The 26,479-nt window shown below is 72.3% G+C and carries 23 protein-coding genes and 1 pseudogene; 12 read left to right on the top strand and 12 right to left on the bottom strand.

Annotated features, from left to right (window positions below):
- Nucleotides 1–329 precede the first annotated feature (329 nt).
- The 5 genes from ACFV88_RS26455 (at nt 330) to ACFV88_RS26435 (ending at nt 5,815) form a co-directional block, all read left to right on the top strand.
- Nucleotides 330–1,106 (top strand): ABC transporter ATP-binding protein, encoded by a 777-nt coding sequence (locus tag ACFV88_RS26455; protein WP_385494386.1) that lies wholly within the window; start codon nt 330–332, stop codon nt 1,104–1,106.
- Nucleotides 1,103–2,122, top strand: a complete 1,020-nt coding sequence (locus ACFV88_RS26450) for an ABC transporter substrate-binding protein (RefSeq protein WP_385494385.1) — start codon at nt 1,103–1,105, stop codon at nt 2,120–2,122. Before ACFV88_RS26455 ends, ACFV88_RS26450 begins: the two co-directional genes overlap by 4 nt.
- A gap of 10 nt (nt 2,123–2,132) precedes the next feature.
- Nucleotides 2,133–2,903: an ABC transporter permease gene (locus ACFV88_RS26445; RefSeq protein WP_385494384.1), complete on the top strand. Its 771-nt coding sequence runs from the start codon at nt 2,133–2,135 to the stop codon at nt 2,901–2,903.
- Nucleotides 2,900–4,540, top strand: coding sequence for an FAD-dependent monooxygenase (locus ACFV88_RS26440; protein ID WP_385494383.1), 1,641 nt, complete (start codon nt 2,900–2,902; stop codon nt 4,538–4,540). The genes ACFV88_RS26445 and ACFV88_RS26440 overlap by 4 nt, the downstream gene beginning before the upstream one ends.
- A 249-nt stretch (nt 4,541–4,789) precedes the next feature.
- On the top strand, nt 4,790–5,815 hold the full coding sequence (locus ACFV88_RS26435; protein WP_385494382.1) for an iron-siderophore ABC transporter substrate-binding protein: 1,026 nt from the start codon (nt 4,790–4,792) through the stop codon (nt 5,813–5,815).
- An 88-nt stretch (nt 5,816–5,903) separates the two neighbouring features.
- Here the strand turns inward: ACFV88_RS26435 and ACFV88_RS26430 are convergent, their stop codons facing one another.
- The 4 genes from ACFV88_RS26430 to ACFV88_RS26415 all read right to left on the bottom strand — a co-directional run bounded on the left by ACFV88_RS26430 (nt 5,904) and on the right by ACFV88_RS26415 (nt 10,167).
- Nucleotides 5,904–6,743 carry an ABC transporter ATP-binding protein gene (locus ACFV88_RS26430; RefSeq protein ID WP_385494381.1) on the bottom strand — a complete coding sequence of 280 codons (840 nt, stop codon included), beginning with the start codon at nt 6,741–6,743 and terminating at the stop codon, nt 5,904–5,906.
- 70 nt (nt 6,744–6,813) lie between these two features.
- Complete coding sequence (locus ACFV88_RS26425; protein ID WP_385494380.1) at nt 6,814–7,881, bottom strand: FecCD family ABC transporter permease; 1,068 nt, start codon at nt 7,879–7,881, stop codon at nt 6,814–6,816.
- The gene (locus tag ACFV88_RS26420) at nt 7,878–8,981 is read right to left on the bottom strand and encodes a FecCD family ABC transporter permease (protein ID WP_385494379.1); all 1,104 of its coding nucleotides are present in this window, start codon (nt 8,979–8,981) and stop codon (nt 7,878–7,880) included. The genes ACFV88_RS26425 and ACFV88_RS26420 overlap by 4 nt, the downstream gene beginning before the upstream one ends.
- A 226-nt stretch (nt 8,982–9,207) precedes the next feature.
- Entirely contained in the window at nt 9,208–10,167 is a 960-nt protein-coding gene (locus ACFV88_RS26415; protein ID WP_385494378.1) for an AraC family transcriptional regulator, read from the bottom strand.
- Between the two features lie 158 nt (nt 10,168–10,325).
- On the opposite strand from ACFV88_RS26415, the gene ACFV88_RS26410 reads away from it, so the two are divergent.
- On the top strand, nt 10,326–11,912 hold the full coding sequence (locus tag ACFV88_RS26410; RefSeq protein ID WP_385494377.1) for an MFS transporter: 1,587 nt from the start codon (nt 10,326–10,328) through the stop codon (nt 11,910–11,912).
- Nucleotides 11,913–11,969: 57 nt separating this feature from the next.
- Complete coding sequence (locus ACFV88_RS26405; protein WP_385494376.1) at nt 11,970–12,758, top strand: inositol monophosphatase family protein; 789 nt, start codon at nt 11,970–11,972, stop codon at nt 12,756–12,758.
- 26 nt (nt 12,759–12,784) lie between these two features.
- On the opposite strand, the gene ACFV88_RS26400 is transcribed toward ACFV88_RS26405, so the two are convergent.
- The gene (locus ACFV88_RS26400) at nt 12,785–13,129 is read right to left on the bottom strand and encodes an ArsR/SmtB family transcription factor (protein WP_385494375.1); all 345 of its coding nucleotides are present in this window, start codon (nt 13,127–13,129) and stop codon (nt 12,785–12,787) included.
- 149 nt (nt 13,130–13,278) lie between these two features.
- Here ACFV88_RS26400 and ACFV88_RS26395 point away from each other — a divergent pair, with 149 nt between their 5' ends.
- The gene (locus ACFV88_RS26395; RefSeq protein WP_385494374.1) at nt 13,279–14,733 is read left to right on the top strand and encodes an MFS transporter; all 1,455 of its coding nucleotides are present in this window, start codon (nt 13,279–13,281) and stop codon (nt 14,731–14,733) included.
- 93 nt (nt 14,734–14,826) lie between these two features.
- On the opposite strand, the gene ACFV88_RS26390 is transcribed toward ACFV88_RS26395, so the two are convergent.
- Nucleotides 14,827–15,402 (bottom strand): hypothetical protein, encoded by a 576-nt coding sequence (locus tag ACFV88_RS26390; protein ID WP_385494373.1) that lies wholly within the window; start codon nt 15,400–15,402, stop codon nt 14,827–14,829.
- A gap of 156 nt (nt 15,403–15,558) precedes the next feature.
- Complete coding sequence (locus tag ACFV88_RS26385; protein ID WP_385494372.1) at nt 15,559–16,542, bottom strand: beta-ketoacyl-ACP synthase III; 984 nt, start codon at nt 16,540–16,542, stop codon at nt 15,559–15,561.
- Between the two features lie 159 nt (nt 16,543–16,701).
- Here ACFV88_RS26385 and ACFV88_RS26380 point away from each other — a divergent pair, with 159 nt between their 5' ends.
- Nucleotides 16,702–17,493, top strand: a complete 792-nt coding sequence (locus ACFV88_RS26380; RefSeq protein WP_385494371.1) for a 4'-phosphopantetheinyl transferase family protein — start codon at nt 16,702–16,704, stop codon at nt 17,491–17,493.
- Here the strand turns inward: ACFV88_RS26380 and ACFV88_RS26375 are convergent.
- The 5 genes from ACFV88_RS26375 to ACFV88_RS26355 all read right to left on the bottom strand — a co-directional run bounded on the left by ACFV88_RS26375 (nt 17,465) and on the right by ACFV88_RS26355 (nt 21,915).
- The gene (locus tag ACFV88_RS26375) at nt 17,465–18,385 is read right to left on the bottom strand and encodes an SDR family NAD(P)-dependent oxidoreductase (RefSeq protein ID WP_385494370.1); all 921 of its coding nucleotides are present in this window, start codon (nt 18,383–18,385) and stop codon (nt 17,465–17,467) included. The two genes, ACFV88_RS26380 and ACFV88_RS26375, sit on opposite strands and share 29 nt — an antisense overlap.
- A gap of 61 nt (nt 18,386–18,446) precedes the next feature.
- The gene (locus tag ACFV88_RS26370; RefSeq protein ID WP_385494369.1) at nt 18,447–19,478 is read right to left on the bottom strand and encodes an SDR family oxidoreductase; all 1,032 of its coding nucleotides are present in this window, start codon (nt 19,476–19,478) and stop codon (nt 18,447–18,449) included.
- The gene (locus tag ACFV88_RS26365) at nt 19,475–20,803 is read right to left on the bottom strand and encodes an NAD(P)/FAD-dependent oxidoreductase (RefSeq protein WP_385494368.1); all 1,329 of its coding nucleotides are present in this window, start codon (nt 20,801–20,803) and stop codon (nt 19,475–19,477) included. The genes ACFV88_RS26370 and ACFV88_RS26365 overlap by 4 nt, the downstream gene beginning before the upstream one ends.
- A 60-nt stretch (nt 20,804–20,863) precedes the next feature.
- Nucleotides 20,864–21,730, bottom strand: coding sequence for a class I SAM-dependent methyltransferase (locus ACFV88_RS26360; protein WP_385494367.1), 867 nt, complete (start codon nt 21,728–21,730; stop codon nt 20,864–20,866).
- Nucleotides 21,727–21,915, bottom strand: coding sequence for a hypothetical protein (locus ACFV88_RS26355; protein WP_385494366.1), 189 nt, complete (start codon nt 21,913–21,915; stop codon nt 21,727–21,729). Before ACFV88_RS26355 ends, ACFV88_RS26360 begins: the two co-directional genes overlap by 4 nt.
- 494 nt (nt 21,916–22,409) lie before the next feature.
- On the opposite strand from ACFV88_RS26355, the gene ACFV88_RS26350 reads away from it, so the two are divergent.
- From ACFV88_RS26350 to ACFV88_RS26340, 3 genes and pseudogenes are all read left to right on the top strand, one after another.
- Nucleotides 22,410–23,261 carry an alpha/beta fold hydrolase gene (locus ACFV88_RS26350; protein WP_385494365.1) on the top strand — a complete coding sequence of 284 codons (852 nt, stop codon included), beginning with the start codon at nt 22,410–22,412 and terminating at the stop codon, nt 23,259–23,261.
- A 123-nt stretch (nt 23,262–23,384) separates the two neighbouring features.
- Nucleotides 23,385–24,461, top strand: a pseudogene (locus tag ACFV88_RS26345) (beta-ketoacyl synthase N-terminal-like domain-containing protein); the annotation flags it as partial.
- A 507-nt stretch (nt 24,462–24,968) separates the two neighbouring features.
- On the top strand, nt 24,969–26,336 hold the full coding sequence (locus ACFV88_RS26340) for an acyl-CoA dehydrogenase (RefSeq protein ID WP_385494406.1): 1,368 nt from the start codon (nt 24,969–24,971) through the stop codon (nt 26,334–26,336).
- Nucleotides 26,337–26,479 lie beyond the last annotated feature (143 nt).

Raw genomic sequence — 26,479 nt, 5'->3', positions numbered from 1 at the left:
CAGGGCACTGCTCCACCCGGACGGCCCGGGAAGTGCACGTTCCACGATTCTCTCCACCATCAGCCACCTACCTCCTCATGCGCATCAGCAACTCGGGAGGCTCAGTGAACAAGCCGTCACGAGCGCAGGGCGAGGGAAACGGCCTTACCGTCAGGCTCTCGTAAGAACCTGGCCGCCCGTCGTCCGGGCCCGTCGCCCCGCTCGTCAACTGCACGCGTGCAAGGGGTGGTTGCCCACCATGCGGTTGCCTGACCGAACCACCGCGGTCAGGCGACCCCTTGTTAGCCTCGCCCAAGTCGTCAGGGGCTCAAGAGGACTTGGGGGATTACGTGTCCACAGGGGGAGTGACGTTCCGCGCGGTCGGCCACCGTTACCGGACGCAACGTCTGTTCCACGGCCTCGACCTCGCCGTGCCCGCCGGCACCACCCTCGCCGTCCTCGGACCCTCGGGCGTCGGCAAGAGCACCCTGCTGCGCCTGGCCGCCGGTCTCCACCGTCCGACGACCGGAACCGTCACGGCGCCCGACCGCGTGGGGTACGCCTTCGCCGAACCCCGGCTGATGCCTTGGCGCACCGCCCTGGACAACGTGGTCTTCGTCCTGGGCCGCCGACCCGCCGCCGCAGACCTCGCCCGCGCCCGCCACCTCCTCGACGGACTCGGCCTCGCGGACTCCGTCGACGCCTACCCGGCGGCACTCTCCACCGGGATGCGGCAACGCGTCGCACTCGCCCGTGCCCTGATCGTCCGCGCCCCGCTCCTCGTCCTCGACGAACCCGCCTCCGCACTGGACATCCACCTCCGCGCCGAGGTGCGACAGACCCTCCTCGCCCTCGCCCGGGACGCCGGTTCGACCGTCCTGTGGTCCACCCACGACCCCCACGAGGCCGCCGTCACCGCCGACCGCGCCCTGGTCCTGGGACCCACCGGGCACCAGGTCCTGGACTTCGACGCACCCGCCGCCACCCGCACCCCCGCCGCCACCGAACGCGCCGAACGGGCCGTCGTCCGGGCCCTCACCGCGGCGCACCCCACGGCGCACCTCACCGACCCGCCGGGCGGGCCGCCCGCGCCACCCCACCCCCACCGCTCAGGAGCCCACGAGTGACCACGCACACCCGCCACCCCCACCGCCACCGACCCGTCCGCGCCGCGCAACTCCTGGCGTCTCTTACCCTCCTCACCGCCTGCGCCGGGCCCGGCGCAGGCGGTGAGGACACCGGCCTGCGCATCGCCGTCGCCCCCAACGCGGTGCTCGACGCCGCGACCGCCGGACTGCGCACCGACCGGGAACTCACCTCCGAGGCCGGCAGCGTCCGCTTCAGCGCCCTGCGCAACCCCGACGAGATCCGCACCCAACTCACCAGCAACTCCGTCGACGTCCTCACCCTCCCCAGCAACATCGCGGCCAACCTGCACAACCGGGGCGTCGACGTCCGCATCCTCGGCGTCGTCGGCGGACCCGTCGACGTGCTCGTCGGCCCGGACGACGCAGCACCCTCCTGGTCCTCGCTGCGCGGCGCCACCGTCCACATCCCGTTCAAGGGCGACGTCAACGACGTGCTGTTCCGTCACCTCGCCCGTAAGAACGGACTCACCCCCGGCGAGGACCTGACCGTCGTCAACCACCCCGGCCTCCCCGACCTGCTCACCGCGGTCAGCGCCGGCGAGGTCGACTACGCACTGCTCCCCGAGCACCAGGCCAGCCTGGCGGTCAGCCGGGCCGCGTCCGTCGGCCGCCCGAAGAAGCAGATCCTCACCCTCGGCGAACAGTGGCGCAAGGCCACCGGACAGCGCAGCCTGCCCACCTACGCCGTCGGCGTCCGCGGCCGGTTCGCCGAGGACCACCCCGAACTCGTCGGACACCTCCACCGCGCCCTCACCCGCTCCGCCCGCAGCGCCGCCGACCGGCCCGCCGCCATCGCCCCCCAGGTCGCCCGGCGCACCGGAGCCCCCGGCCCGCTCGTCACCGGGCTGCTCGACCGCCTCACCCCCACCTACCGCAGCGCCCGCGACGCCCGCCCCGAACTGACCGCGCTCTTCACCGAACTCGCCGCCGCCTCGCCGGCCCTGGTCGGAGGGAAGGTGCCCGGTGCCGGCCTCTACGTCACCGAGGGTCCGTGACACCGCACTCGTGCTGACGGGCACCGTGGCCCTGGTCGCCCTCTGGCACCTCTGGGCCGCCCGCCACCCCGCCGTGCTCGTCCCCTCACCCGCCGAAACGACCCAGGCGCTGCAACGCCTCACCGCCAGCGGCCTGTTGCCCACCGAGATCGCCCGCAGCCTCGGCCGAACCCTCCTCGGCTCCGCCCTCGCCCTGCTCATCGGCACCCTGTGGGGACTGATCGGCGGCACCAGCGCCCTCGCCGACGGACTCAGCCGGCCGCTGCGCGCGGTGCTGCTCGGCATTCCGCCGATCGTGCCCGTCGTCATGGGAATGGTCTGGTGGGGCGGCGGGGGAGAGGTGCCCGTCTTCGTCGCCACCCTGGTCTCGGTGCCGGTCGTCGCCGTCGCGGTCGCCGAAGCCGTACGCTCCCTCGACGCCGACCTGCTGGAGATGGCCACCGCCTTCCGAGTGCCCCTCCTCCACCGCCTCCGTCACCTGGTGCTGCCGGCCCTCACCGCCCCGCTCCTCGCCTCCGTCGCCCTGGTCACGACCACCTCGCTGCGCACCACGATCATGTCCGAACTGCTCGCCGCCCCCGACGGAGTCGGCGCCCAGATCGCCACCGCACGCACCAACCTCGCCACGGACGAGGTCTTCGCCTGGGCCACCGTGGCCGTGGCCGTCGCCCTGCTCACCGAACACCTGCTGGTCGGCCCGTTGCGCCGGCGCGCCCACCGCTGGCAACGCGACGGCCCCGCGAACTCACCCGACCCCATCCTCGAAAGGACCCCGTCATGACCGCGGCCCCCGCCCCGGAGACCGGCCCCGTGGACGAGTACGTTCCCGTCCTCATCGCCGGAGCCGGCCCCGCCGGACTGACCCTCGCCCTGCTCCTCGACCGGCTGGGCGTTCCCTTCCTGCTCGTCGAGCGCCGCACCGGACCCAGTGCACTGCCCCGCTCCCGAGCCGTGAACACCCGCACCATGGAGGTCCTTCGACACCTCGGCCTCGCCGACGAGGTCACCGGGGCGGCATTCGCCCAGGAACGCGTCGGACTGCGCTTCGCGTTCGCCCCGACCCTGACGTCCCTCACCGGCCCCGACGCCGTGCTCGCCCGGCACGTCGCCGCCGGTCGCCGCGCCGACCACAGTCCGGTGACGACGGTGCTGTGTCCGCAGGACGTCGTCGAGGACATCCTGCGGCGCCGCGTCCCCAGCGCCCGCGTACGGTACGGGCACGCACTCGGCGCCCTGGACCAAACGGACGAGCACCTCACCGCCACCGTCACCGGACCCGGGGGCCGTACCTACCGGGTGCGCTGCGGGCACCTCGTCGGCTGCGACGGCGCCCACAGCGCGGTACGACGCGCCACCGGGACCGAGCTGCGCGGCGGCGGGCCCGTCACCGAGAACCACCAACTCCTCTTCGAGGCCCCCCTCGGCCCCCTCTTCGGTGAGCTGCGGGCCTCCAACACCTTCCTGCACTCCGACGGGGTGCGCGGCTACCTCCAGCCCACGTCCGTGCCCGACCGCTGGACCTTCAACCGGCTCCTGGAAGGCCCCCCGGACCCGACGCCGCTCGACCCCGCCGACGTGGTGCGCACCGTCGCCGGTGATCCCGGGCTCCCGGTCAAGGTGCTGGAGGAGTCCCACTGGACCAGCCGGAGCGAGGTCGCCGAGCGGATGACCGTCGGTCGGGTCCACCTCGCGGGCGACGCGGCGCACCTGGTGACGCCGTTCAGCGGCTCCGGACTCAACCTCGGCGTCCAGGACGTGCACAACCTGGCCTGGAAGCTCGCCGCGGTCGTCCACGGCTGGGCCGGCCCGGGACTGCTCGCCACCTACGACCCCGAACGCCGTCCGGTCGCCGAACGGACCGCCGACGAGGACCGCACCAACAACGCCACCGCCGTCGCCACCGGCAACTGGGACCGCTGGCGCGAGGAACTGCCCAAGCGGCTGGTGAAGGACGGTCTGATCCTCGGCTTCCACTACCCGCAAGGTGCGCTCGTCCCCGAGGAGGACCCGGCCGACCCGGCCGACCCGGTCATGGACTCCCGTGCCGACTACCGTCCGAGCGCCCGCCCCGGGCACCGCGCCCCGCACCTCCCGCTGGGCTCCGGACCCGACGCCGCCTCCGCACTCGACCTCTTCGGCCTCGGATTCACCCTGCTCACCGGAGCCGAGGGCAGGGTCTGGACGACGGCGGCCCACCACGTCCAGCAGCGCCTCTCCGTGCCCCTGCACACCAGGGTCCTCGACCCCGGGACCGCGGAGATCGACCCGGACTGGACGCGCACGTACGGAATCACCGCATCCGGCGCCGTCCTGGTGCGCCCCGACGGGCATGTCGCCTGGCGCCGCACCACCGACGGGCCCGACCCGGCCGCCCTCCTGGAACGCGCACTGCGCACCGTGCTGAGCCGCCCGCAGTGACGGGCCGTCCCGCCCGGTCGGGGCCCGGAGTCGGCCGGTGGGGCAACTCCCCGCCGACCAGGGGAGGATCGTTGCCAAGGTAAGCCTTGCCTGACTAGTGTGCGACCGTGGCTCGCACGACCGGCGGGTTCCGGCCGTGCGGGCGTCACCCCTCGGCCGAGGTCCGCCATCCGGACGCGCACCGCGGTGCGGGCCGCTGCCGGACGGTACGCCGTCCGGTGTCTCCACCACTCACAGACGGGCCTTGCCATGACCACAACGACCGTACGCGAACGGCCCCTGAGCCGCCGGGGCGTGATCTCCATGGGCGCCGTGCTCGGCTCGTCCCTGACCCTCGTCGGATGCGGCAACGACGACGGGTCCACCCCGGCCGAGCCGGCCGGCCCCGGTGCGGGCGGCGCCTTCCCCGTCACCGTCGAGGACAAGTTCGGATCGGTGCGGATCGCCAAGAAGCCCGAGCGGGTGCTCTCCCTGGGGCGCACCGACCACGACGTGCTCCTCGCCCTCGGTGTCGTCCCGGTCGGCCTGTGGCAGTTCATCCCCACCATGAAGCGCGGCGTGGGCAGTTGGGCGGAACCCTCGCTGGGCGGCAAGACCCCGACCTTCCTCAAGCCGCCGTTCGACTTCGAGAAGGTGGCCTCCCTCGCCCCCGACCTGATCGTCAACGTCCAGTCCGGCGGGGACGAGACCGAGTACCGCACCCTCACCGACATCGCCCCCACGGTGGGGTTGCCCGGCGACGCCGCGGCGAACACCGTGCCGTGGCGGGATTCCACCAAGCTCATCGCCCGCGCGGTAGGCCGGGCCGCCGAAGGGGACAAGCTGATCGCGGACACCGAGGCGCTGCTCAAGGCCGCCGCGGACCGCAATCCCGCGTTCGCCGGCAAGACCGTGTCCATCCTGCTGGCCTTCGGCGGCAAGGTCGGCGTGTACACCACGGGCGACACCCGGATGCAGATCGTCTCCGCGCTCGGTCTGAAGCCCTCGGAGTACGTGACGGGCCTGGGCGAGGACACGTACTTCGTCGAACTGTCCGCCGAGAAGACGGGCGAGGCGGACGCCGACGTGGTGATCCTGCTGAGCCAACAGCAACTCCCGCTGGCGGCCACGTTGAAGCAGTACCCGCAGATCGCCGAGATGAAGGCGGCCCGGGAGGACCGGCTGGTCTTCCCCGCCGACCCGTCCGTCGGCCTGGCCCTCTCCAGTGCCTCCGTGCTCAGCATCCCCTACGCGGTGAAGGGCCTGGAGCCGCTGCTGCGGGAGGCCCTGGCCTGAGGACCGGTCCCGGCCGGGGTGGGCTTCGGAGCGCGGGCTCAGGGCCGGCGCCCCTCCCGCCCCGGACGGGGACGGAACCCGACCGCTCTCAGACCTTGCTGAGGGCCCCGTCGAGGCGGCGCGGGTCGTCGGGGCGGGCGGCGGGAACCACCAGCGGCGTCCCGACCTCCGGATCGGGGATGATCCGGCAGGCCAGTCCGAACACCTCCTGCACCAGGTCCGCCGTGACGACCTCCATCGGATCGCCCTGCGCCGCTATCCGGCCGTCCTTCATCACGATCAGGTGCGAGGCGTACCGGAACGCCTGGTTGAGGTCGTGGAGCACCAGGACGAGGGTGTGCCCCCGCCGGTGGTGCAGGTCCCAGCAGAGGTCCAGCACCTCGACCTGGTGCGCCAGGTCGAGGAAGGTGGTCGGTTCGTCCAGCAGCAGGATGTCGGTGCGCTGGGCGAGCACCATCGCGAGCCAGACGCGCTGTCGCTGCCCACCGGACAGCTCCTCGACGAACCGGTCGGACAGGTCGCGGACATGGGTCATCTCCATCGCCTCGACCACCGCCTGCTCGTCCTCGGCGGACCACTGCCGCAGCAGCCGCTGGTGCGGGAACCGGCCGCGGGCGACCAGGTCGCCGACCGTGATGCCGTTGGGTGCCGTCGAGGTCTGGGGGAGCAGACCGAGCAGCCGGGCGGCCTCCTTCGTGGCGTACGAGGAGATCGGTGCGGAGTCCAGGAGGACCGCACCGGCCCGTGGCTTGATCATCCGGGACAGCGCCTTGAGCAGCGTGGACTTGCCGCACCCGTTGGGGCCCACGATCACCGTGAAGGAGCCGTCGGGGATGCGGATGTCCAGTGCGTCGGTCACCACGCGCTCGTCGTAGGCGAGGGTCAGGCCCGCACCGCGCAGTCGGACCTCGTGCGCCCCGTCGCTCATGTCGTTTCCCGTCCGTTCTCCCGGCGGTGCCGGAGGTGGCGCCCGGTGCGGCGCCGGCTGGTACCGGTCGTCATCGACGCCGCCACTGTCGGCCCAGTAGCCAGGCGAGGTAGAGCCCGCCCAGCGCGGCGGTGCCGATGCCCACCGGGAGTTGGGTCGGGGCCAGGGCGCGCTGGGTGGCCAGGTCGGCGGCGGTCAGCAGCAGTGCGCCCATCAGTGCGGCGGGCAGCAGCCCGGACCCGGGCGAGCCGGTCAGCCGCCGGGCCAGTTGCGGTGCGGCGAGCGCCACGAACGGGATCGGTCCCGCGGCGGCGGTCGCCACCGCGGTCAGCGCGACGCTGGTCACCAGCAGCGCCAGCCGGGTCGGCTCGACGGGGACCCCTCGGGCGCGGGCGGTGTCGTCGCCCATCTCCAGCAGGGTCATCCGACGGCCGAGTGCCGAGGCGACGGGCACCAGGAGCAGCAGGGCGAGGGCCAGCGGCACCACATGGTCCCAGCGACGGCCGTTGAGGCTGCCGGTCAGCCACAGTTGGGCGGTCTGGGCGTCGTTCAGCGAGGCACGGGTCAGCAGATAGGCGTTGAACGCGTTGAGCATGGCGGCGATGCCGATGCCGGTGAGGATGAGCCGGAAGCCCTGCGCCCTACGGCGGAAGGCGAGCACGTACACCAGGGCCGCGGTGAGCAGCCCGCCGACGACCGCGCCGAAGGCGGTGGCCCGCAGGCCACCGCCGAGCAGCAGGATCACCACCAGGGCGCCCGTCGCGGACCCCGTGGTGAAGCCGACCACGTCGGGACTGCCCAGCGGATTGCGGGAGACGCTCTGGAACATCGCCCCGCCGATCCCCAGTGCCGCCCCCACCATCACCGCCACCAGCAGTCGGGGCAGGCGCAGTTCGCGCACGATGAAGTCGACGCCCGGGGGCCCGTCGCCGACCAGGGCGGCGAACACGTCGCCGAGGGAGGCGGAGTAGCTACCGGTGGTCAGGCTGACCAGACCGACCGCGCAGATCGCCAGGGTGAGCAGCGTCCCGACGGCCAGCGACCGCAGGTGCAGACGAACGGACACGGCACCGGAACGGGTCCGCAGCACCCTCCCGGTCACCGGCCGGTCGTCGCGCCGACCGCGGACGGCGCTCACAGGGCCGCGATCCGGCGTCGGCGGCTGAGCAGGATGAAGAGGGGCGCGCCGAGGAACGCGGTCACGATGCCCGCTTCCAACTCGCCCGGTGAGACCAGGAACCGGCCGAGGACGTCGGCGCCGAGCAGCAGGACGGGCGCGAGGAGCAGCGAGTAGGCCATCACCCAGCGCTGGTCGGGGCCGGTCACCATGCGTACGAGATGGGGGACCGCGAGTCCGACGAACGCGATCGGTCCGGCCGCCGCCGTGGCGCCGCCGCAGAGCAGGGCCACCGCCACCGCTCCGGTCAACCGGGTCCGTTCGGTGTGTGCGCCGAGCGCCCGACCGGTCTCCTCGCCGAGCGCCAGTGCGTTCAGCGGACGGGCGAGCCCCAGGGCGGCGACCACACCGATGAGGATCAGCGGACCCACCTGCACCACTACGTCCGTGGTCCGTCCGGCGAGCGAGCCGACCGCCCAGAAACGGAACTCGTCGAAGACGCTGAGGTCGTGGAGGATCACCGCGGACACGTACGCGATCAGCGTGGCGTTGATCGCCGCACCGGCGAGGACCATCCGCTCCGGTGTCGACGCCCGACCCAAGGCGCCGAGCAGGTACACCACCGCGTAGGCGACGGCCGCGCCGAGGAGGGCGAACCAGACGTATCCGATCGGTGAGTCGACGCCGAGGAAGGCGATGGCGGTGACCACGGCGGCGGACGCCCCGTTGTTCACCCCGAGCAGTCCCGGGTCGGCCAGCGGATTGCGGGTCAGTCCCTGCATCAGTGCCCCGGCGAGGCCGAGCGCGGCGCCCGCCAGCACACCGACGGCGGTGCGCGGAACCCGCAACTCGCGCACGACGAACGCCTCCTCGCCGCCACCGCCCCGGACGAGCACCTCCCACACGGTGGCGAACGGAACGTTCCGTGCGCCGACCGAGAGGCTGAGGCCGCAGACGAGGACGAGTGCCAGGGCTGCGAGCGCGAGTCCGTACCAGCGGAGCGCACCCGCGCGGCGGACGACCGTCCGTGCCGGTGCCGCGGGCTCCTTGGTGAGCGCCGGCGCGGTGGGCGGTCCCCCGGCGGGTATGTCGCCGCCGGTTGCTCCGTCCCGTGCCTTCATCGTCCGACCACCGCCGTACGTCCGGAGCGGCAACGCGCTTCCGCCACCTCGCCCCCTCCGTCCGTCCACCCCGGTCCGAGGCAGTGCAGGCAAGCCTAACCATCCTTGTGTCGGGCATTCAACTTCCCCCGGATCGGCGGGGAGCAGGGGGAACGCGCGTCGAGCGGGTGCCGGGGGCCGCCGGAAGGGGGCGTTCCCCTGCGGTGGTTCGGTACCGGCTCCGGGCTCAGCCGAGGGCCGCCCGGGCGTCCGCGGCGCCCGTCCTACGGTGGTCCGACGGCCGCGTCCCACGGATGCGTTTGAACGCCGCGCTCAAGGCGAATGCGTCGGCGTACCCCACCTGGCGGGCCACGGAGGCCACCGTGTCGTCCGTGGCCCGGAGCAGGTCACTCGCCAACGAGACGCGCCATCCGGCCAGGTACGCCATCGGCGGCTCGCCCACCAGCAGGGTGAACCGGTGGCCGAGGCCGGACCGGGAGACCCCCACTTCGTCCGCCAGCATCCGCACCGTCCACGGCCGCGCCGGATCGTCGTGCATCAGCCGCAGTGCTCCGCCCACGACCGGATCGCCGAGCGCCCGGTACCAGCCCGGTGCCCGGGCCTCGGGCCGGGCGAACCAGGCCCGCAGGGTGTACACGAGCAGCAGGTCGAGCATCCGGTCGACCACCACCTGTTGCCCCGGATCGGCACGCTCCACCTCGGCCCTGACCAACTCCAGCATCGGGTGGTGCTGTTCCGCTCCGGGCACCCGGAGCACCGCAGGCAACGCCTCCAGCAGCCGACCGCTGACCTCCCCGCCCCCCTGGTACAGGCCGGTCAGCAACATCGCGGAGCCCTCGTAGCGTTCGCCGCAGGCCCGTAGGTCCAGCCGGATGTCCTCGGTGACGTCGACCCCTTCGGCGGTGACGCACCGCTCGGAGCCGTGCACGTCGATGCCCGCCGGCGTCGTCGGCGCGTCCGAGACGGTGTGCGGTGCGGAGCCCGTCACGATCACCAGGTCGCCCGGCTCCACACGCACCGGTTCGGCGCCGTCCACCCGGACCCAGGCGGTGCCCGACAACATGGTCATCAGGGTCAGGGGCGAACCGCCCACGAACCGCAACGACCAGGGCGGGTCCAGGATCGACCGGCCGAAGACGGCTCCTCGGGCCCTCGTCTCGTACAGCAGGTTGGCGAGCGCGTCCACCCGGCGATTCTACGGTCCGGCCCCGGCCGCCCGGCCCGCTGGACGCACGCACATCACCCTCGGCGTCATGGCCATCGGTCCTGCCGCCGCCTGCCGGTTGGCTGGTCGCATGAACCTGGTGCACGTCCCCCTCACCCACGCCCTCCTGAGGAACCGCCGTGACAACTGACCCGCTCGACCCGGCCGTTCCCGGGCGGCGAGCCGGCCCACGGGAGTGGATCGGCCTCGCCGTGCTCGCCCTGCCGACCCTGGTACTGGCCCTGGACATGAGCGTCCTCTACCTCGCGTCGCCGCACCTCGGCGCGGACTTGGCGCCGACCGGCTCCGAACTCCTGTGGATCATGGACGTCTACGGGTTCATGATCGCCGGCTTCCTGATCACCATGGGAACGCTCGGTGACCGCATCGGCCGCCGGCGGCTGCTGATGATCGGTGCCTTCGCGTTCGGTGTGGCCTCGATCGTGGCGGCCTACGCCACCAGCCCGTTGATGCTGATCCTCGGCCGTGCGCTGCTGGGTGTCGCCGGTGCGACCCTGGCGCCGTCGACCCTCGCGCTGATCAGCAACATGTTCCGGGACGCCGGCCAGCGGGCGGTGGCCATCTCGATCTGGATCTCCTGCTTCATGTCCGGGATGGGCGTGGGCCCGGTGGTGGGCGGACTGCTGCTGGAGTGGTTCTGGTGGGGGTCGGTCTTCCTGCTGGCCGTTCCGGTCATGGTGCTGCTGCTGGTGACGGCGCCGACGGTGTTGCCCGAGTACCGGCCCGAGCAGGCTCCGCGACGTCTTGACCCGGCCAGTGTGGTGCTGTCCCTGGCGGGCATCCTGCCCACCGTCTACGGCCTGAAGCGGATGGCCACCGAGGGCTTCGAGCCGTTCGCGGTCATCGCGGTGGTGCTGGGCGCGGTGTTCGGCGTGCTCTTCGTTCGCCGTCAACAGCGCCTGGAGGAGCCCTTGTTGAACCTCGCCCTGTTCGCCGACCGCTCGTTCCGCGCGGCTCTGCTGATCATTCTGGTCTCCACCGCGGCGGGCGGCGGCCTGTACCTGTTCGCCACCCAGTACGTGCAGATGGTGGCCGACCAGCCGCCGCTGCGGGCCGGGCTCTGGCTGATCCCGACGGCGGTGGCGAGCGCCGTGGGCTCGCTGATCGCCCCGGCGCTGGCGCGCAGGTTCCGACCGGGCCGGGTGGTGGCGGGGGGCCTCGTGGTGGCGGTCGCCGGCTATCTGATGACGGCGGTCGCGGACGCCGACTCCGCACTGGTCGTGGTGGCGGGCGGCATCGCCCTGGTCTTCTTCGGCGCGGGCCCGATGACGGCGCTGAGCACCGATCTGGTGGTGGGTTCCGTGCCGCCGCACCAGGCGGGGGCGGCGGCCTCGATGTCGGAGACCAGTACGGAGTTGGGCATCTCGCTGGGCGTGGCGGTCCTGGGCAGTCTGGGGACCGCCGTCTACCGCAGCCGGATGGACGAAGCCCCGCCCGAGGGTGTGCCGGAGGACGCGGTGGCGGCGGCCGGGGACACCCTGGCAGTGGCGACCGCGGAGGCGGAGCGCCTGCCGGACGGCCCCGCACAGGCCCTGTTGGAGGCGGGGCGCGAGGCGTTCACCGCCGGTATGAACGTCGCCGGATTCGTGGGTGCGGCGCTGGTGACGGTGCTGGCCGTGGTCGCCGCGCGGGTCTTCGGCCGGGCCCGCCCGGCGGCGCCATCACCGGCGGCGGCCGTGGCGGACCGGGTCGGCGCCCCGGACTGAGGCCCGGGAGCCTGGCGGACCGCACCCCCCTTCGGCGCGACCGCTAGGCTCCGGCGCATGACGGAACCGGCGGATCTGAGCGATGTCGAGGTGGCCGTGGCCGCCGCCCGGGCCGGTGCCGAGGTGGTGCGCGGTTCGTACGGCACGCGCCTGGCCCGCATCGACAAGGGCGGCGGCGACTTCGCCACCACGGCCGATGTGGAGGCCGAGCGGGCCGTACTCGCCGTGATCCGCGCAGCCAGGCCCGGCGACGCGGTACTCGGCGAGGAGGGCGGTCGACAGGGCGGCTCCGACACCGGGCGGCAGTGGTGGGTGGACCCCCTGTGCGGCACCCTGAACTATGCGGTGGGCACCCTGGTGGTCGCCGTCAACGTGGCGTTGCGCGGCGGGGCGGCGGCGGTCGTCGACCCGTTCGGCGACGAGGTCTTCCTCACCGACGGCCGGACCGCCCGGGTGCGGCACCGGGGCGTCGAATCGGACCTGGTGCCCACGTCCGCCAGTCGATTGGTGGACGTCAACCTCGATCCGCCGTTCCCCGGTGCGCCCGCCTTCCGGGCGGTGGACCTGCTGGCCCGCCCCGAGTTCGTCGCGTCCTTCCGGCCGAGGGTGGTGTCCAGCACGCTGGCCCTGGCCTGGGTCGCGGCGGGCAGACGGGCCGCGTACGTCACCGACGGCGGCGACCTGTCGACGAGCGTGCACTTCGCTGCGGGCATCGCCCTGTGCCGGGCGGCCGGATGCGTGGTCACCGGGATCGACGGCGCGCCGCTCGGACCGGCCGGACGTGGACTCGTCGCGGCTGCCGACGCAGCGACGCACCGACAGTTGCTGTCGATGACGGGCAACTGAACCCGGGGCGCCGCCCTCCCGGGGCTTCAGCCGGTCCGGGTGCCGCTCCGGACGGACTCGTCGCGCGCGGCGCCGGTCAGGATGGCGTCGAGCAGCCCGGGGTAGCGGGAATCCAGTTCGGTGCGGCGCAGCGTGAGCAGGTTCTCCCGCCCGGACGGCTGCTGGAGGATGACACCGCTTTCCCGCAACACGCGCCAGTGGTGCGTCATCGTCGATTTCGAGGTGATGCCGAGCCGGCCCAGCACGCTGCCGCAGTTGTGCTCCCCGCCGGCGTCGAGCACCCGGACGACGGAGAGTCGTACCGGATTCCCCAAGGCCGTCAGGACGTCCTCGATCCGGATCTGGTCGGCGGTCGGGTGACGGTGCGTCATCGTCCCACTGTACCGGAACAGTCGAACTCCCCTTCGTAGCCGCCGAAGTGGCTCCCCCGCGACGCCCGCGCAGCCCCTTGCTTATGGTTCGACTGTACGTGAATATACGTACAGTTGGCCCGTGGCACCTCAGGAGGGGACACTTCCGCATGTCCAGTTCGACTTCCCGGCAACAGCTCCGTTGGACGCTGGCGATCCTGGCCTTAGCCCAGTTGATGTACGCGCTCGACCTCAACATCGTCTTCGTGGCCCTGCCCGAGATCGGCTCCGAACTCGGGTTCCCCGGACAGACCCAGCAACTGGTCGTCAGCGCGTACGTCGTCTTCGCCGGTGGGTTCCTCTTGTTCGGCGGCCGGGCGGCGGACCTGCTCGGGCGTCGCCGGATCTTCGTCATCGCCCTGGCGCTCTACGCCGTTTCCTCGCTCGCGGGAGGCCTCGCGGACACTCCCGAACTGATCATCGCCGCCCGGGCGGTGCAGGGGATCGGCGGGGCCCTGTTGCTGCCCGCCACCCTCGCGCTGATCAACACCGTCTTCGAGGAGGGCCCCCCGCGCAACCGTGCGCTCGCGGTCTGGGGCGGTGCCGGCGCGAGCGGACTGACCATCGGCGCCCTGCTCGGCGGAGTGCTCACCGAGAACTTCGGCTGGCCCTCGGTCTTCTACGTCAACGTGCCGCTGGCGGGGCTGCTCGTGGTGGCCGCGCTGGTGGTCATCCCGAAGGACCCGGCACGCGGCGAACGGCGCTCGTTCGACCTGCCCGGCGCGCTCAGCGTCACCGCCGGATCGACCCTGCTGGTCTTCGCCCTGGTCCAGGGACCCGAGACGGGTTGGGGCAGCACTGAGGTGCTCGCCGCCCTGGGCGCGGCAGTGGTGGCGCTGGCGTTGTTCGTCGTCATCGAGAAGCGCAGCGCGGACCCGCTGCTGCCGTTCCGGTTGTTCCGCAACCGCAGCCTCAGCATCAGCGTGTCCATCACCTTCCTCTACATGGCGACCTTCGGCGTCCTCCCTTACTTCCTCACCGTCCTCATGCAGAGCGTGCACGGCTACGGCGCCCTCCAGACGGGCCTCGCCTTCCTCATCCCCTCGCTGGCCATCGCCGTCGGCACCCAGCTCGGCGAGCGCTTCGTCGGTCGCCTCGGCACCCGCACCACCCTGGTGGCCGGGTTCGCCGTCGGGGCCGTGGGCACCGCCGTTCTCGCCCTCGGCTTCGACGAGAGCGCCGGATACGCCCTGTTGGTGCCCGGCCTGATCGTCTCCGGCGTCGGCCAGGGCATCGTCTGGACCGCCATGTGGATCGCCGCCGCCACCGGCACCGCACCCGAGGAACAGGGCGTCGCCAACGGCGCCGCCTCCACCGGCCTCAACATCGGCAACGCCATCGGCCTGGCCGTGTTCACCGCCCTGGCCGACCACGGCACCGAGGGCAGGACCGGCGAGGCGCTGCGCGCCGCCACGGCCCACGGAGAGTTCGTGGTGGTCCTGCTCACCGCGGCCGGAATGGCCGGCGGGCTGTTCATCGCCCTGGCGCTGCGCCGCCCCCTCGACCCGTCGGCCGCTCCGTCCGCACCGGCCCCCGAGAAGGAGCAGGCCGTCGCGACCCCCTGATCCGCGCGCACGGTTGCGTGCGGCACGCGGCCGGAGCCGGGCCGCCCGACCACTGCCGAGTGGGGTCGGACGGCCCGGCTCCGGGGTGCTCGCCTACCAGGTGTGGGCGACGTCCACGATCACCTGGTCACCGGACTGTAGGACCCGGAACGGGAGCTTGGCCCGCAGCCCCAGGCCGACCTGGGTCTGCCCCTCGAAGCTGGCACCGAACTTGGTGTCCTTGAAGGTCCGGTACCCGGCGATGTTCACCCCGGGGAGCGTCTGCCCGGGAACTCCGGGATAGACGACCGCGCCCGTCGCCGGGTTGTAGCTCGGGGCGTTCACGAAGATCTGGAGGATGGCGCCGCCCGTGACCGGGATCGGGGTGCCGGTGCCGTCCTGGTGGAAGGAGTCGACGTATCCGACGTGGTAGCCAGCCGTGCTGGGCGCACCGGTGATGTCGAAGACGATGCGGTCGTAGCACGTGTGCTGACCGGTTCTGATGTTCTTCAGCGGTTCGATGACCGAGTCGGTCTGGGATTTGGTGCCGCTGCCCCAGGCGGTGGAACACGCCGCCGCCGAGCCGGCCTTGTCCGCCTGACCGCCGGCGGCGCCCGCCGCCCCGGCCGTTCCCACGAGGGTGGCCCCCGCCAGCACGAGTGCTGCGGCCACCTTGCCTAATGTGCGCATGACTTGCCTCCGGATGAGTTGGATGCGGGAGGTGTGCGGTGGGGCGGTACGCCCCCTCGCACACCCCCACCCTTGCGCGACCCGCACACGGTGTCATCCGTGCGGATACTCAGATGTGCGGGTGGGTACCCGCACGGATCGCGGCCGGCCACCGGGTCACGGGCAACGGACCACCTGGGCCGCGTAGGACAGCCCGGCGCCGAAGCCGAGGAGCAGCACGGGAGCGCCGCTGGGGACCTCGCCGCGCTCCAGGAGCTTGGAGAGCGCCATCGGGACGCTGGCGGCCGAAGTGTTGCCGGACTCGACGAGGTCCCGGGCGACGACGGCGTTCGTAGCGCCGATCTGCCGGGCCAGGGACTCGATGATGCGCACATTGGCCTGGTGCGTCACGACGGCCGCCAGGTCCTCCACGGCCACCCCGGCCCGTGCGCAGGCGCTGCGGGCGAGTGGTGCCAGCTCGGTGATCGCCCACCGGTAGACGGTGCCGCCCTCCTGCCGGAACAGCGCGGGCGGACCGGTCGGGCTCGAAGACCCGAGCGTGATCGCACCGCCCCGTTCGGGTCGGGAGCCCCACACCACGGGTCCCACGGCGTCCGCCGCGGTCCCGCCGCCAGCGGTGCCCGCGGTCAGCACCGCGGCGCCGGCACCGTCGCCGAAGATCACGCAGGTCGAGCGGTCCTGCCAGTCCAGGAAGTCGCTCATCTTGTCGGCCCCGATGACCAGGGCCGTGCGGATGGCACCGCCGCGGATCGCGAGGTCCGCGGTCGACAGCGCGTAACAGAAGCCCGCACAGGCGGCGTTGACATCGAAAACGGCGGGGGAGGGAAGGCCCAGCCGGCGGGCGACCACCGCGGCGACACTCGGCATCCGGTCCACCGCCGTGCAGGTGGCCACCACGACCAGGTCGACCTCTGCGGCGTCGACCCCGGCCCGGGCCACCGCCTTGGCCGCCGCACCGGTGGACATGTCGGCGACGCTCTCGTCCGGCCCGGCGATCCGGCGGCTGACGACCCCCACCCGCGACCTGACCCAGTCGTCCGAGGTGTCGACCATCGTGGCGAGTTCGTGGTTCGTGAGGACGCGCGCCGGCTGGTGGTGGGCGAGGGCCAGCAGACGGGTTCCGCGGACGGGCAGGGCCATCAGTGCTCCAGGAGTGCGATCGGGACGACACGGACGGTGCCGACACCCGCGCCCGCCCGCCAACGGTGCCCGTGGACCGGGCGAGTTGCGCGACCGACGGGGCGAGTGGGCAGGATGCCGGGGACGGGACGTGACGGATGCGGCGGACGAGGGGGAGCGGTGGACGACGAGGGGACGGACGAGGGGGCGTCGGCGACTCCGGTACGCACCGAGGTGCGACTGCTGTGGGTACCGGACGCCGCGGCGGCGGCACTCGCCCGGGCGCACCGACTGCTCGACCCGCACGAAACGGCCCGGGCCGACCGCTACCAGGACGAGCGGGCCCGCCGGCTGTACGTCACCGCGCACGTCGGACTGCGCCTGCTGCTCGCCGCCCACACGGGCACCCCGCCCGAGGACCTCCGCTTCACCCGCGAACCGTGCCCCGGATGCGGTGGTCCCCACGGTCGGCCGACGCTCGACGGCGTGCCCGGCCCGCACTTCTCGCTGTCGCACGCCGAAGACGCCGTGCTGTACGCACTCGCGTCCGCGCCGGTCGGCGTGGACATCGAGTCGGCGCGGATCGCCGCGGGCGGCGACGCGGTGCTGCGGCGCCGCACGAGCCGGCTGCACCCCGAGGAGCAGCAGGCCCTCGCGGGGCTGCCGCAATCGCGCAGATCCGCGGCCCTGTTGGGCTGTTGGGTGCGCAAGGAGGCGTACGGCAAGGGGCTGGGAACCGGGCTCGCGGGCGACACCACCTCCCACCCGGTCGGGCTCGCGACGGTCGACCGGCATCGTCTTGTCGCGCCACCGCCCGGATGGACGCTCGTGGACGTGCCGGCCCCGGCCGACTACCGCGCCGCGGTGGCGGTGCGCACCCCGGCGACCACCGGGGTACGGCTGGACCTCGGCCGGCTGCATCTGGGCCCGACCGGGCCCGCCGTCACGACGGACCGGGCGTCGCCGCGCTGACCACACGGTTCAACCGGTGCATCCGCGTGGCCAGGGACATCCGGCCCTCCAGCCGGAAGGCCGGCGGCGTGCGCCCGTCCACGTCCGTGAACCCGTACTCCTCGGCCAGGTCCCCGGTGCTCAGGACCGCACCGGACCGCTCCTTGACGGCGGGGTCGGCCAACAGCGAGGCCACCGCCCGGCCCACGTACTCCGGAGAGTGCACCACCGAGGCCGGACCGTCGCCCATCGCCGCCCAGGCGGCCTCGACGCGTTCCGTGCGGACGAAGCCCGGATGCAGCGACACCGCCGCCACCTTGCGCTTGCGCAGGTCGTGGGCGAAACCGCGGGCCATCCGGTCGGACGCCGACTTGAACACGTCGTAGCCGACCTGACCGAGGTAGACCTCGCCGTCCGAGAAGCCGATGCCGACCACCAGGGAGCTGGGGCGCGCGAACATCAGCGGTACCAGACGGCGCGTCACGTCGTACTGGGCGCGCAACGACGTCTGGAACAACTCGTACCGCCACAGCGGCTGTTCCCAGAACGGGGCGTCGAACGCCACCTCCGACGAGCGTTCGTAACCGCCCCACGCGTTGTTGACCAACAGGTCCAGGCCGCCCTCGTCCGCCGAAAGACGGTCCGCCAGCGCCTCGTTGAACTCGGGCGCCCCGTGGTCACCGCGCACCGCGACACCCTTCCCGCCGCGCCGGGTGACCTCCTCCGCGGTGTCCTCCACCGTGCCGGGCAGGCCCTCGGTGGGACGCCCCGCGCGACTGCTGCGCCCCGTGACGTACACCGTGGCGCCTGCCGAGCCCAGGGCCAGCGCGATGCCCCGGCCCACCCCCCTGCTCCCTCCGGTGACCACCGCCACCTTGCCGCCGAGGTCCGGCGGGCTCCAACTGTCGTTCATGTGTTCCCCTTCCCCGTGAGGCCCCGAAGGGCCGGCCGGCCGCGAGTCGGGCCGGCTGCCGTCAGGTCGACTGCCCGGCGGCGTAGTCCAGTGCGGTCAAATAGGCCGCCGTGTCGTCGACGTGCGGCACCCCGTACCGGGTGCGCAGCTCGGGCATGGACGTCGGGAGGACCCCGCCGCTGCACCGGGTGACCTCGCTGACGTCCCGCAGGACCGACATGAAGGACCTGGCCATCGGCGGCAGCGCCTCGATGACCCCCGGTTCCAGCTCGTCCGGATTCACCACCGGGGGCGGCGCGAGCGTGCGCCCCCGACCCGCCAGGTGCTTGGCCAGGGTCCGTAGGCACGCCGGAACGTCCATGGCCTCGGCCCCGTAGGTCACCCAGTACTCGCCCTCGGCATCGCCTTCGCGCAGCGCGCCCAACACCGCCAACGACAAGAGGTCCTGAGCCACGAAGTCCATCCGGACCCCCGGGTGCGCGGGGACGAACGGCGCCCGCCCGCGCGCCAACCAGTCCGACATCAACTGGACGATCTGGGCCTGCGAGGTCCAGCCCGTGCCGGATTCGCCGACGAGGTTGGTGGGCCGGAAGACGGTGTGCGGGAGCCCGCTGTCCCGGAGCAACTGTTCGGCGGACCGCTTCGACGCGATGTAGTTGCGGCACACGTTGCCCTCGCCGAGCGGCACCGGCGCATCGTCGGACAGCGCCGCGACGAAGGCCGTACTGATGAAGTGGACGGGAGCGCCGGCCCGTTCGGCGAACTCGATGACCTGCCGGGTGCCGGTCACGTTGACCGGCTCGTAGCGTTCGGCGGGCAGTCCCCATTCGGTGAGTCCGGCCGAGTGGACGACGAGGTCGACCTCCCGGACCAGCGCCGCGTAGCTGTCCTCGTCCAGCCCGAAGCGTTCGGCGGACACGTCACAGTCCACGGTGCCGGTGGCTTCGGGAACCGGTCCCCGGTGGACACCGGCGAGCAGCCGCAACCCGCGGGCGGCGGCGGAACCGGTGCCGGGCGCTGCGGCGGTCCGCAGCAGGGACCGGCCCACCACCCCGGACGCCCCGGTGAGCAGGACCGTGCGGGGTGTGCTCATGCCCGTGCGTCCTTCCAGTCCATCAGTCGGGTCGCGGCTCGCGAGCCGACGTACAGCAGGGGGTCGGGCGGGAAGGAGGGGGTGCTGCGCAGGCTGCGGTCGCCCCGGTCCACGAACAGCAGCCGGCTCCATTCGGAGTCCTTGCCGAGCACCAGGTCGCGCAGGACCTTTCCGCCGGTGTGCGACGCGGCGATGCCGTTGCCGCAGTACCCGTAGCCGTAGCTGATGTTGCCGCCCAGGGTGCCGAAGTGCGGGGCGTAGTCGCGGACCACGTCCGCGGTGCCGCCGTAGGCGTAGCGGAAGACGACGTCCTGCCACATCGGGAAGAAGCGCAGGAACTCGCGGTGGATCTCCCGGTAGGGGGCCGCCCGGTTCATGTTGCGCTGCCGCCGGTCGCCGCCGAAGTAGTAGCGCACCGGGCCGCCGGCGAACATGATCCGGTTGTCCCGGGTGAAGCGGGCGCAGGTCAGCAGCGACTTGGCCTCGACCAGTCCCTCCCGGCCCTCCCAGGGCACCCGGCCCAGCTGTTCCTCGGTGAGCGGCTCGCTGACCATGGCGTACGTCCAGACCGGGATCACCTTGCGGCGGAACGGGGGGAACGCGTCCATGTGCACGTTGGTGGCGAGGACGACCTTGTCCGCGGTGATCTGGCCGCCCGCGGTGACCACCCGGGGCCGGACTCCGGGTTCCACCCGCAGGCACGGCGATTCGTCGTACACGGTCACCCCCGCCTCACGCACCACCCGGGCGATCCCGCGGGCCAGCCGGAACGGATTGACCAGGGCCCCGCCGACCCGCGTGCCGCCGAGCAGCGCGGGCGAGCCGACGATCTCCCGGGTCTCCTCGGCGGAGAGCACCGGCGGCTGGCTGGCGCCCATGAGCCCGGCGAGTTCCCGGTCCTCGTGGAGCCGCCGCACCTGCGCCCGGTCGGTGGCGACCATGAGGTAGCCGTTGGTCTCGTACTCGGCGTCCACCCGGTGCTTGCGGGTGAACCGGCCGATCTCCAGGATCGACTTGCCGACGGCCTTCGACGCCTCCAACGCGCGCTCCGCGCCGAAGGTGTCGACGAGGGCCTGGATGTCCTTGCCGACGGTCGGGGTGGCGAACCCGTCGGCGCGGCCGGAGGCACCGTATCCGGAGTGCCGGGCCTCCACCACCCGGATGTCGAGCGCGGGCTCCGCCTGCTTCAGGAAGTGGGCGGCCCACAGTCCCGTGTACCCCCCGCCGACGATGCACACGTCGCAGTCGACGTTGCCGCGCAGCGGCGGGGAGAGGGTCACTTCCTCCGTGTCATGCCAGTAGACGACGTGTCGATAGTCTTCCACGGGTACTCCTTGACCTGGCCGTTCTGCGGCCGGATGGTGCGACGGTCCCGAGCGGACGGGTCACACCGCTTCCAAAACGATGCGGGCGAGCCCCAGGTGCCGGTCGCGGAAGTGCGTCACCGTCGCACCGAGGTAGCGCTCGTAGTGGGCCACGGTGGTCTCCCCCGCGCAGCTCACGGCCGCCGCCCGGTTCCGGCGAAGCCGGTCGTACCACTCCTGACAGGTGCGTTCGTAGTGATCGGGGTCGTTGCGCAGGGCGACGACGTCAAAGAGCCGTTCGCTGCTCTCGACGATCTCGGAGAGCGCCGGGATCTCCGACTCGGGGAAGATGGTTTCGCAGATGAACAGCAGGTCCCGCACGGCCTGCCGGCTCATCCGCACGTTGTTGCCCTTGACGTTGGACTGGAGGGCGATCCGCCCCCCGCGGGGCAGCCAGTCCCGGCAGCGCGCGAAGAACTCCCGGTAGGCGGCGATGCGTTGGGCCTTGGGCAGTCCGGTGCTGGCGAAGTGTTCGAAGGCCCCGATCGAGACGATCGCGTCGTAGGGCGCCTCGGGTGCGTGATCGATCCAGTTCTCCACCCGGACCTCGGTGCGCGGAAGGTTCCGCCGCTCCAGGTGCGCCGCCTGGGTGTCGCTGAGCGTCAACCCCACGGCGTGCTCGACTCCGTGCGTGGTGACCAGGCGGTCCAGCATGCTGCCCCAGCCGCAACCGACGTCGAGCACCCGTCGGGCGCCGCCCGCCCGGGCCCCCGCGATCAGGTGGTCCAGCTTGCGTGCCTGCGCGCTCTCCAGGGTGTCCCCGTCCTCCCAGAGCGCGCAGGTGTACGTCATCCCCGGGTCGAGCCACAGTGCGTAGAACTCGTCCGACACGTCGTAGTGGTGCCGGATGGACTCCGCCGTCGCCCCCCGGTAGTCGGTGGCGGTCACGCGTCGACGCTGTCCTGGTCGGACTTCGCCGCGGTCTCCTGGGCGAGTCGCACCAGGTCCCCCACGGTCTTCACGCTCGCGGCGCGGCTCTCGTCGAAGGTGATCTCGGCGGTCAGGGTGTACCGACTCGCCTTGCTGCCCAGCTTCTTGGCAATCGTCCCGCAGACTTCTTCAACGCTGATCATGCGAAATCCTCTCCATGACTGCATAAGGTTCACAGAACGTGTGGGAGGGGGCATAGTCCAGCCCGCACTGCGGGCGCCGCATTCTCGGCGCACACCACAGCACTTCCCGTCGAGAGAATTCGACCAGCACACCCCCGTGTGCTTTCAAACATGCCTGTGGATGGGGGGAATGCAATGATTGAAAACCCAATCAGTTCGCGGGGTGTGGAGAGTCGCAGGTCAGCCGACTTCTAGCTGCGACAAGCGGGTTGGGAACTACCCCCACAAGGCGGGGTGAGGGTGGCTCGTCGTTCGGGGGATGCCGGAGATTTTGCTTGGCGGATGCGCCCCCGAAGTGTTTTGCGGGAGGCCGCAGCCGACCATTCTCGGCCCGAAGTGGCGGAAAGTTCGGTTCCGTTTTCCCGGAGACCGTGATTCCGGTTTACCGAATACTCTCTGAGCGGTTAACGTCCGTGGGTTCCGAAGCTTCCGACAGAGTTCTGGGAGAATGACGCATGGCACAGGTCCAGCTTTCGGCAGGCACGGTGGACTACCAGGACAGCGGCGGGGAGGGGCCCGTGGTCGTCCTGCTGCACGGGGTGGCGATGGACGGCACCCTGTGGCGCAATGTCGTCCCCCTGCTGACGCCGGACTACCGTGTCGTGGTCCCGACCCTGCCGCTCGGCGGACACCGGACCCCGATGCGGGAGGACGCCGACCTGTCGGTGGCCGGGGTCGCCGGACTCGTGGCGGAGTTCCTGGAGGCGCTCGACCTCCGGGACGTCGCGCTCGGCGTCAACGACTGGGGCGGCGCGCTCGCGCTCGTCGCCCTCGGGCGCCACGACCGGATCGGCCGGCTCGTGATCACGTCCTGCGAAGCGTTCGAAAACTACCCGCCGGGCCTCCCCGGCTCCAATCTGGTCACGTCCGCCAAGATGCCCGGCGGACTGGGCGTCGCCTTCGGACTGCTGAAGCTCAAGCCGATGCGACGGCTGCCCATGACCTGGGGCTGGATGTGTAAGCGGCCGGTGGCGCACGAGGTGATGGACGAGTGGTTCCGCCCCGTGTGGACCAACCCGGAGGTCCGCCGAGACCTGCGCAAGTACGTCCTCGGCGTACCTCCCAAGGACGAACTGCTGCGCTGGACCGACGCGTTGGCGAAGTTCACCGGCCCCGCACTGGTCGCCTGGGCCGCCGAGGACAAGGTGATGCCGCCTGAGCACGGGCGGCGCCTCGCCGAGATCCTGCCCGACTCCCGCCACGTGGAGATCCCGGACAGCTACACCCTCATTCCCGAGGACCAGCCGCAGGTCCTCGCCGAACACATCAGGTCCTTCCTGCTGGAGACCGCCTCCGGCGGCAGCTAGCGGGCGGCAGGTCGGCGACTCGCGAGGGGAGTCGCCGACGACTGTCCACCCACCCCCGCGCCCACTCCCGTCCCGGGGGTGCGGACGGGGGCGGGCGCAGAACGAACACAACGGGGGATAGACATGGAAGACCAGACCGAACCCACGCAGGCCCTGATGACCCGGACGCTGGCCGCAATGCCCTCGGCCCGTGACCGGAACCAGGCCCTGCGGGACCTGGTGTGCGAACAGACCGCCGGACTGCTGGAGGTCGATCCCGCCACCATCGATCCCGGGCGCGCCTACCGTGACTACGGCTACAACTCGCTGGCCGCGGTGGAACTGACCGGCCGGCTCGGCAAGGCCACCGGCCTGACGCTGCCGCTCACGCTCCTCTTCGACCACCCCACGCCGGACGCCGTCGCGGCCAGGCTCCTCGCCCTGCTGGGCTTCGAGGCCGAGGACACCGCTGCCCAGGACGCCCCGGCCGCCGGCGCGGCGGACACGGCGGGCGCGGAAGGGGCCGAGCTGGACGACGACCCGGTGGTGATCGTGGGTATGGGGTGTCGTTTTTCGGGTGGGGTGGTGTCGGCTGAGGGTTTGTGGGATGTGGTGGTGTCGGGTCGAGATGTGGTGGTGGTGGGTGGGGGGGGCGGGGGATCGTGGTTGAGATGGTGGGGTGTTGGGGGGTGGGGGTGTGGGGGTGTGGGGGTGTGGGGGTGTGGGGTCGAGTGTGACGGGGTGTGGGGGGTTTGTTGAGGGTGTGGCTGATTTTGATGCGGATTTTTTGGTGTGTCGCGTCGGGAGGCGTTGGCGATGGATCCGCAGCAGCGGTTGTTGTTGCAGGTGGTGTGGGAGGTGTTCGAGGACGCGGGGATCGATCCGGTGGGGGTGCGGGGGTCGTCGACCGGCGTCTACATCGGTACGACGGGACAGGACTACGCCCATCTCTCCCGGTCCGGACCGGAGGACCTGGCGGGGTATTGGGGGATCGGTTCGGCGGGGAGCGTGTTCGGGTTGTCGGGTCCGGCATTGACGGTGGACACGGCGTGTTCGTCGTCGTTGGTGTCGATGCACCTGGCCTCCGCGGCGCTACGGCGCGGCGAGTGCGACATGGCGTTGGCCGGCGGGGTGACCGTCATGTCGACCCCCTCCACGTTCACCGAGTTCAGTCGTCAGGGGGCGATGTCGGTGGATGGTCGGTGTCGGTCGTTTGCGGAGGGTGCGGGTGGGACGGGGTGGTCGGAGGGTGTGGGGGTGGTGTTGTTGGAGCGTTTGGGTCGGGCACGTCGGTTGGGGCATCGGGTGTTGGGGGTGGTGCGGGGTTCGGCGGTGAACCAGGACGGGGTGACCACGGCCCGGGGCATCCTCACCGAGGTCGCACGCCTCGCCTCCACCGTCCTCGCCGACGCCCACACCGCCGCCGACCGCACGCCGCCCGTCCACGACCCGGACGCCCACACCGTCACGGTGCCGGCCGAATTCGCCGCCGCCTACCACACCTGGCTGGACGCCGGCTGGCACCTGCTCGACGTGCCCCCCGCCCTCGGCGGCGCCGTCGTTCCCCCCTCCCTGCGGTGGGCCGTCGCCGAACTGGTGCTCGGCGCCAACCCGGCGCTGTACCTCTACCAGAGCTTCGGAGGGTTCGCCCGCATCCTCCACGAGGTCGGCACCCCCGAACAGCAGGACCTGGCACGTGCCCTGGTGGAACGCCGCTGGGGCGCCACCATGGTGCTCACCGAGGCCGAAGCGGGCAGTGACGTCGGGGCGGCGCGCACCCGGGCCGTGCGCCAGGACGACGGCACCTGGCACATCGAGGGCGTGAAACGGTTCATCACCTCGGGCGAGCACGACCTGGCGGAGAACATCGTCCACTTCGTCCTCGCCCGGCCCGAGGGGAACGGCCCCGGCACCAAGGGCCTGTCGCTGTTCCTGGTGCCCAAGTACCGGGTGGTCGACTGGCGCACCGGCGAACTCGGCGAGCGCAACGGCGTCCTCGCCACCGCCCTGGAGGACAAGATGGGCCTCAAGGCGTCCGCCACCTGCGAACTCGTCTTCGGCACCGACCGGCCGGCCGTGGGCCACCTGGTCGGTGAAGTGCACGACGGCATCCGCCAGATGTTCCGGGTCATCGAGACCGCCCGGATGATCGTCGCGGTGAAGTCCGCCGCGACGCTGTCCACCGGTTACCTCAACGCCGTGGCCTACGCCCGCGAACGCGTCCAGGGCGCCGACCTGGCCGCCCTGGGCGACAAGAGCGCACCGCGCGTGCCGGTGCTGCGCCACCCCGACGTCCGCCGCGCCCTGCTGCTCCAGAAGGCGTACGCCGAGGGGCTGCGCGCCCTGGTGCTCTACACCGCCACCGTCCAGGACCGCATCGCCGAGGCCGAGGCCGCGGGCACCCCCGGCACCGACGCCCGGGCCCGCAACGACCTCCTGCTGCCGATCGTGAAGGGCTACTGCTCGGAACGCGCCTACGCCCGGCTCGGCGACGCCCTGGAGGTCCTCGGCGGCTCGGGCTACCTCCGGGACTTCCCCCTCGAACAGTACGTCCGCGACACCCGCATCGACGCGTTGTACGAGGGCACCACCGGCATCCAGGGCCTCGACCTGTTCTTCCGGAAGATCGCCCGCGACCAGGGCGCCGCCCTGACCGCACTGCTCGACGACGTCGAGAAGACCGCACGGGGCGCCACCCGCTCCGCCGGCGGACCCGACGCCGATCACGCACTGCTCCTCGACGCCGTTGCCGACGTCCGGGCCATGGCCACCGCGATGGGCGGTGACCTGCTGCGGTCCTTCGAGGACCCCGCAGCCGTCTACCAGGTCGGCCGCAACACCACCCGCCTGCTGTACGCCTGCGGCGACGTCCTGGTCGGCTGGCTGCTGCTGCGCAAGGCCGCCGCGGCGGCGGAGGCCCTCGACCGGGCACCCGCCGACCGCCCCACGACCCAGCCCGACGACGACTACCTGCGCGGAGTGATCGCGTCGGCCTCGTACTTCGTCCAGGAGACGCTGCCGCACCTCGCCGTGGAGCGTGCCAGGACCGAACGCCCCGACCCCGTACTGATGTCCGTGCCCGACGCCGCCTGGTGACCTCCCGGGCCCGCCCGGCAGGGTGCGGCGCCGACCGGCGCCGCGCCACGGCTCGAACAGACGCTCGGGGGCGGGCGCGGAGAATATCGGACTCCCGTGCGGCACCTCATACCAGAGCGGGACGGAACCTGCTGGAGTTCCCC

Source organism: Streptomyces sp. NPDC059816, from assembly GCF_042732055.1.
Lineage (GTDB): Bacteria > Actinomycetota > Actinomycetes > Streptomycetales > Streptomycetaceae > Streptomyces.
This window is presented reverse-complemented; position numbering and strand designations above follow the sequence as displayed.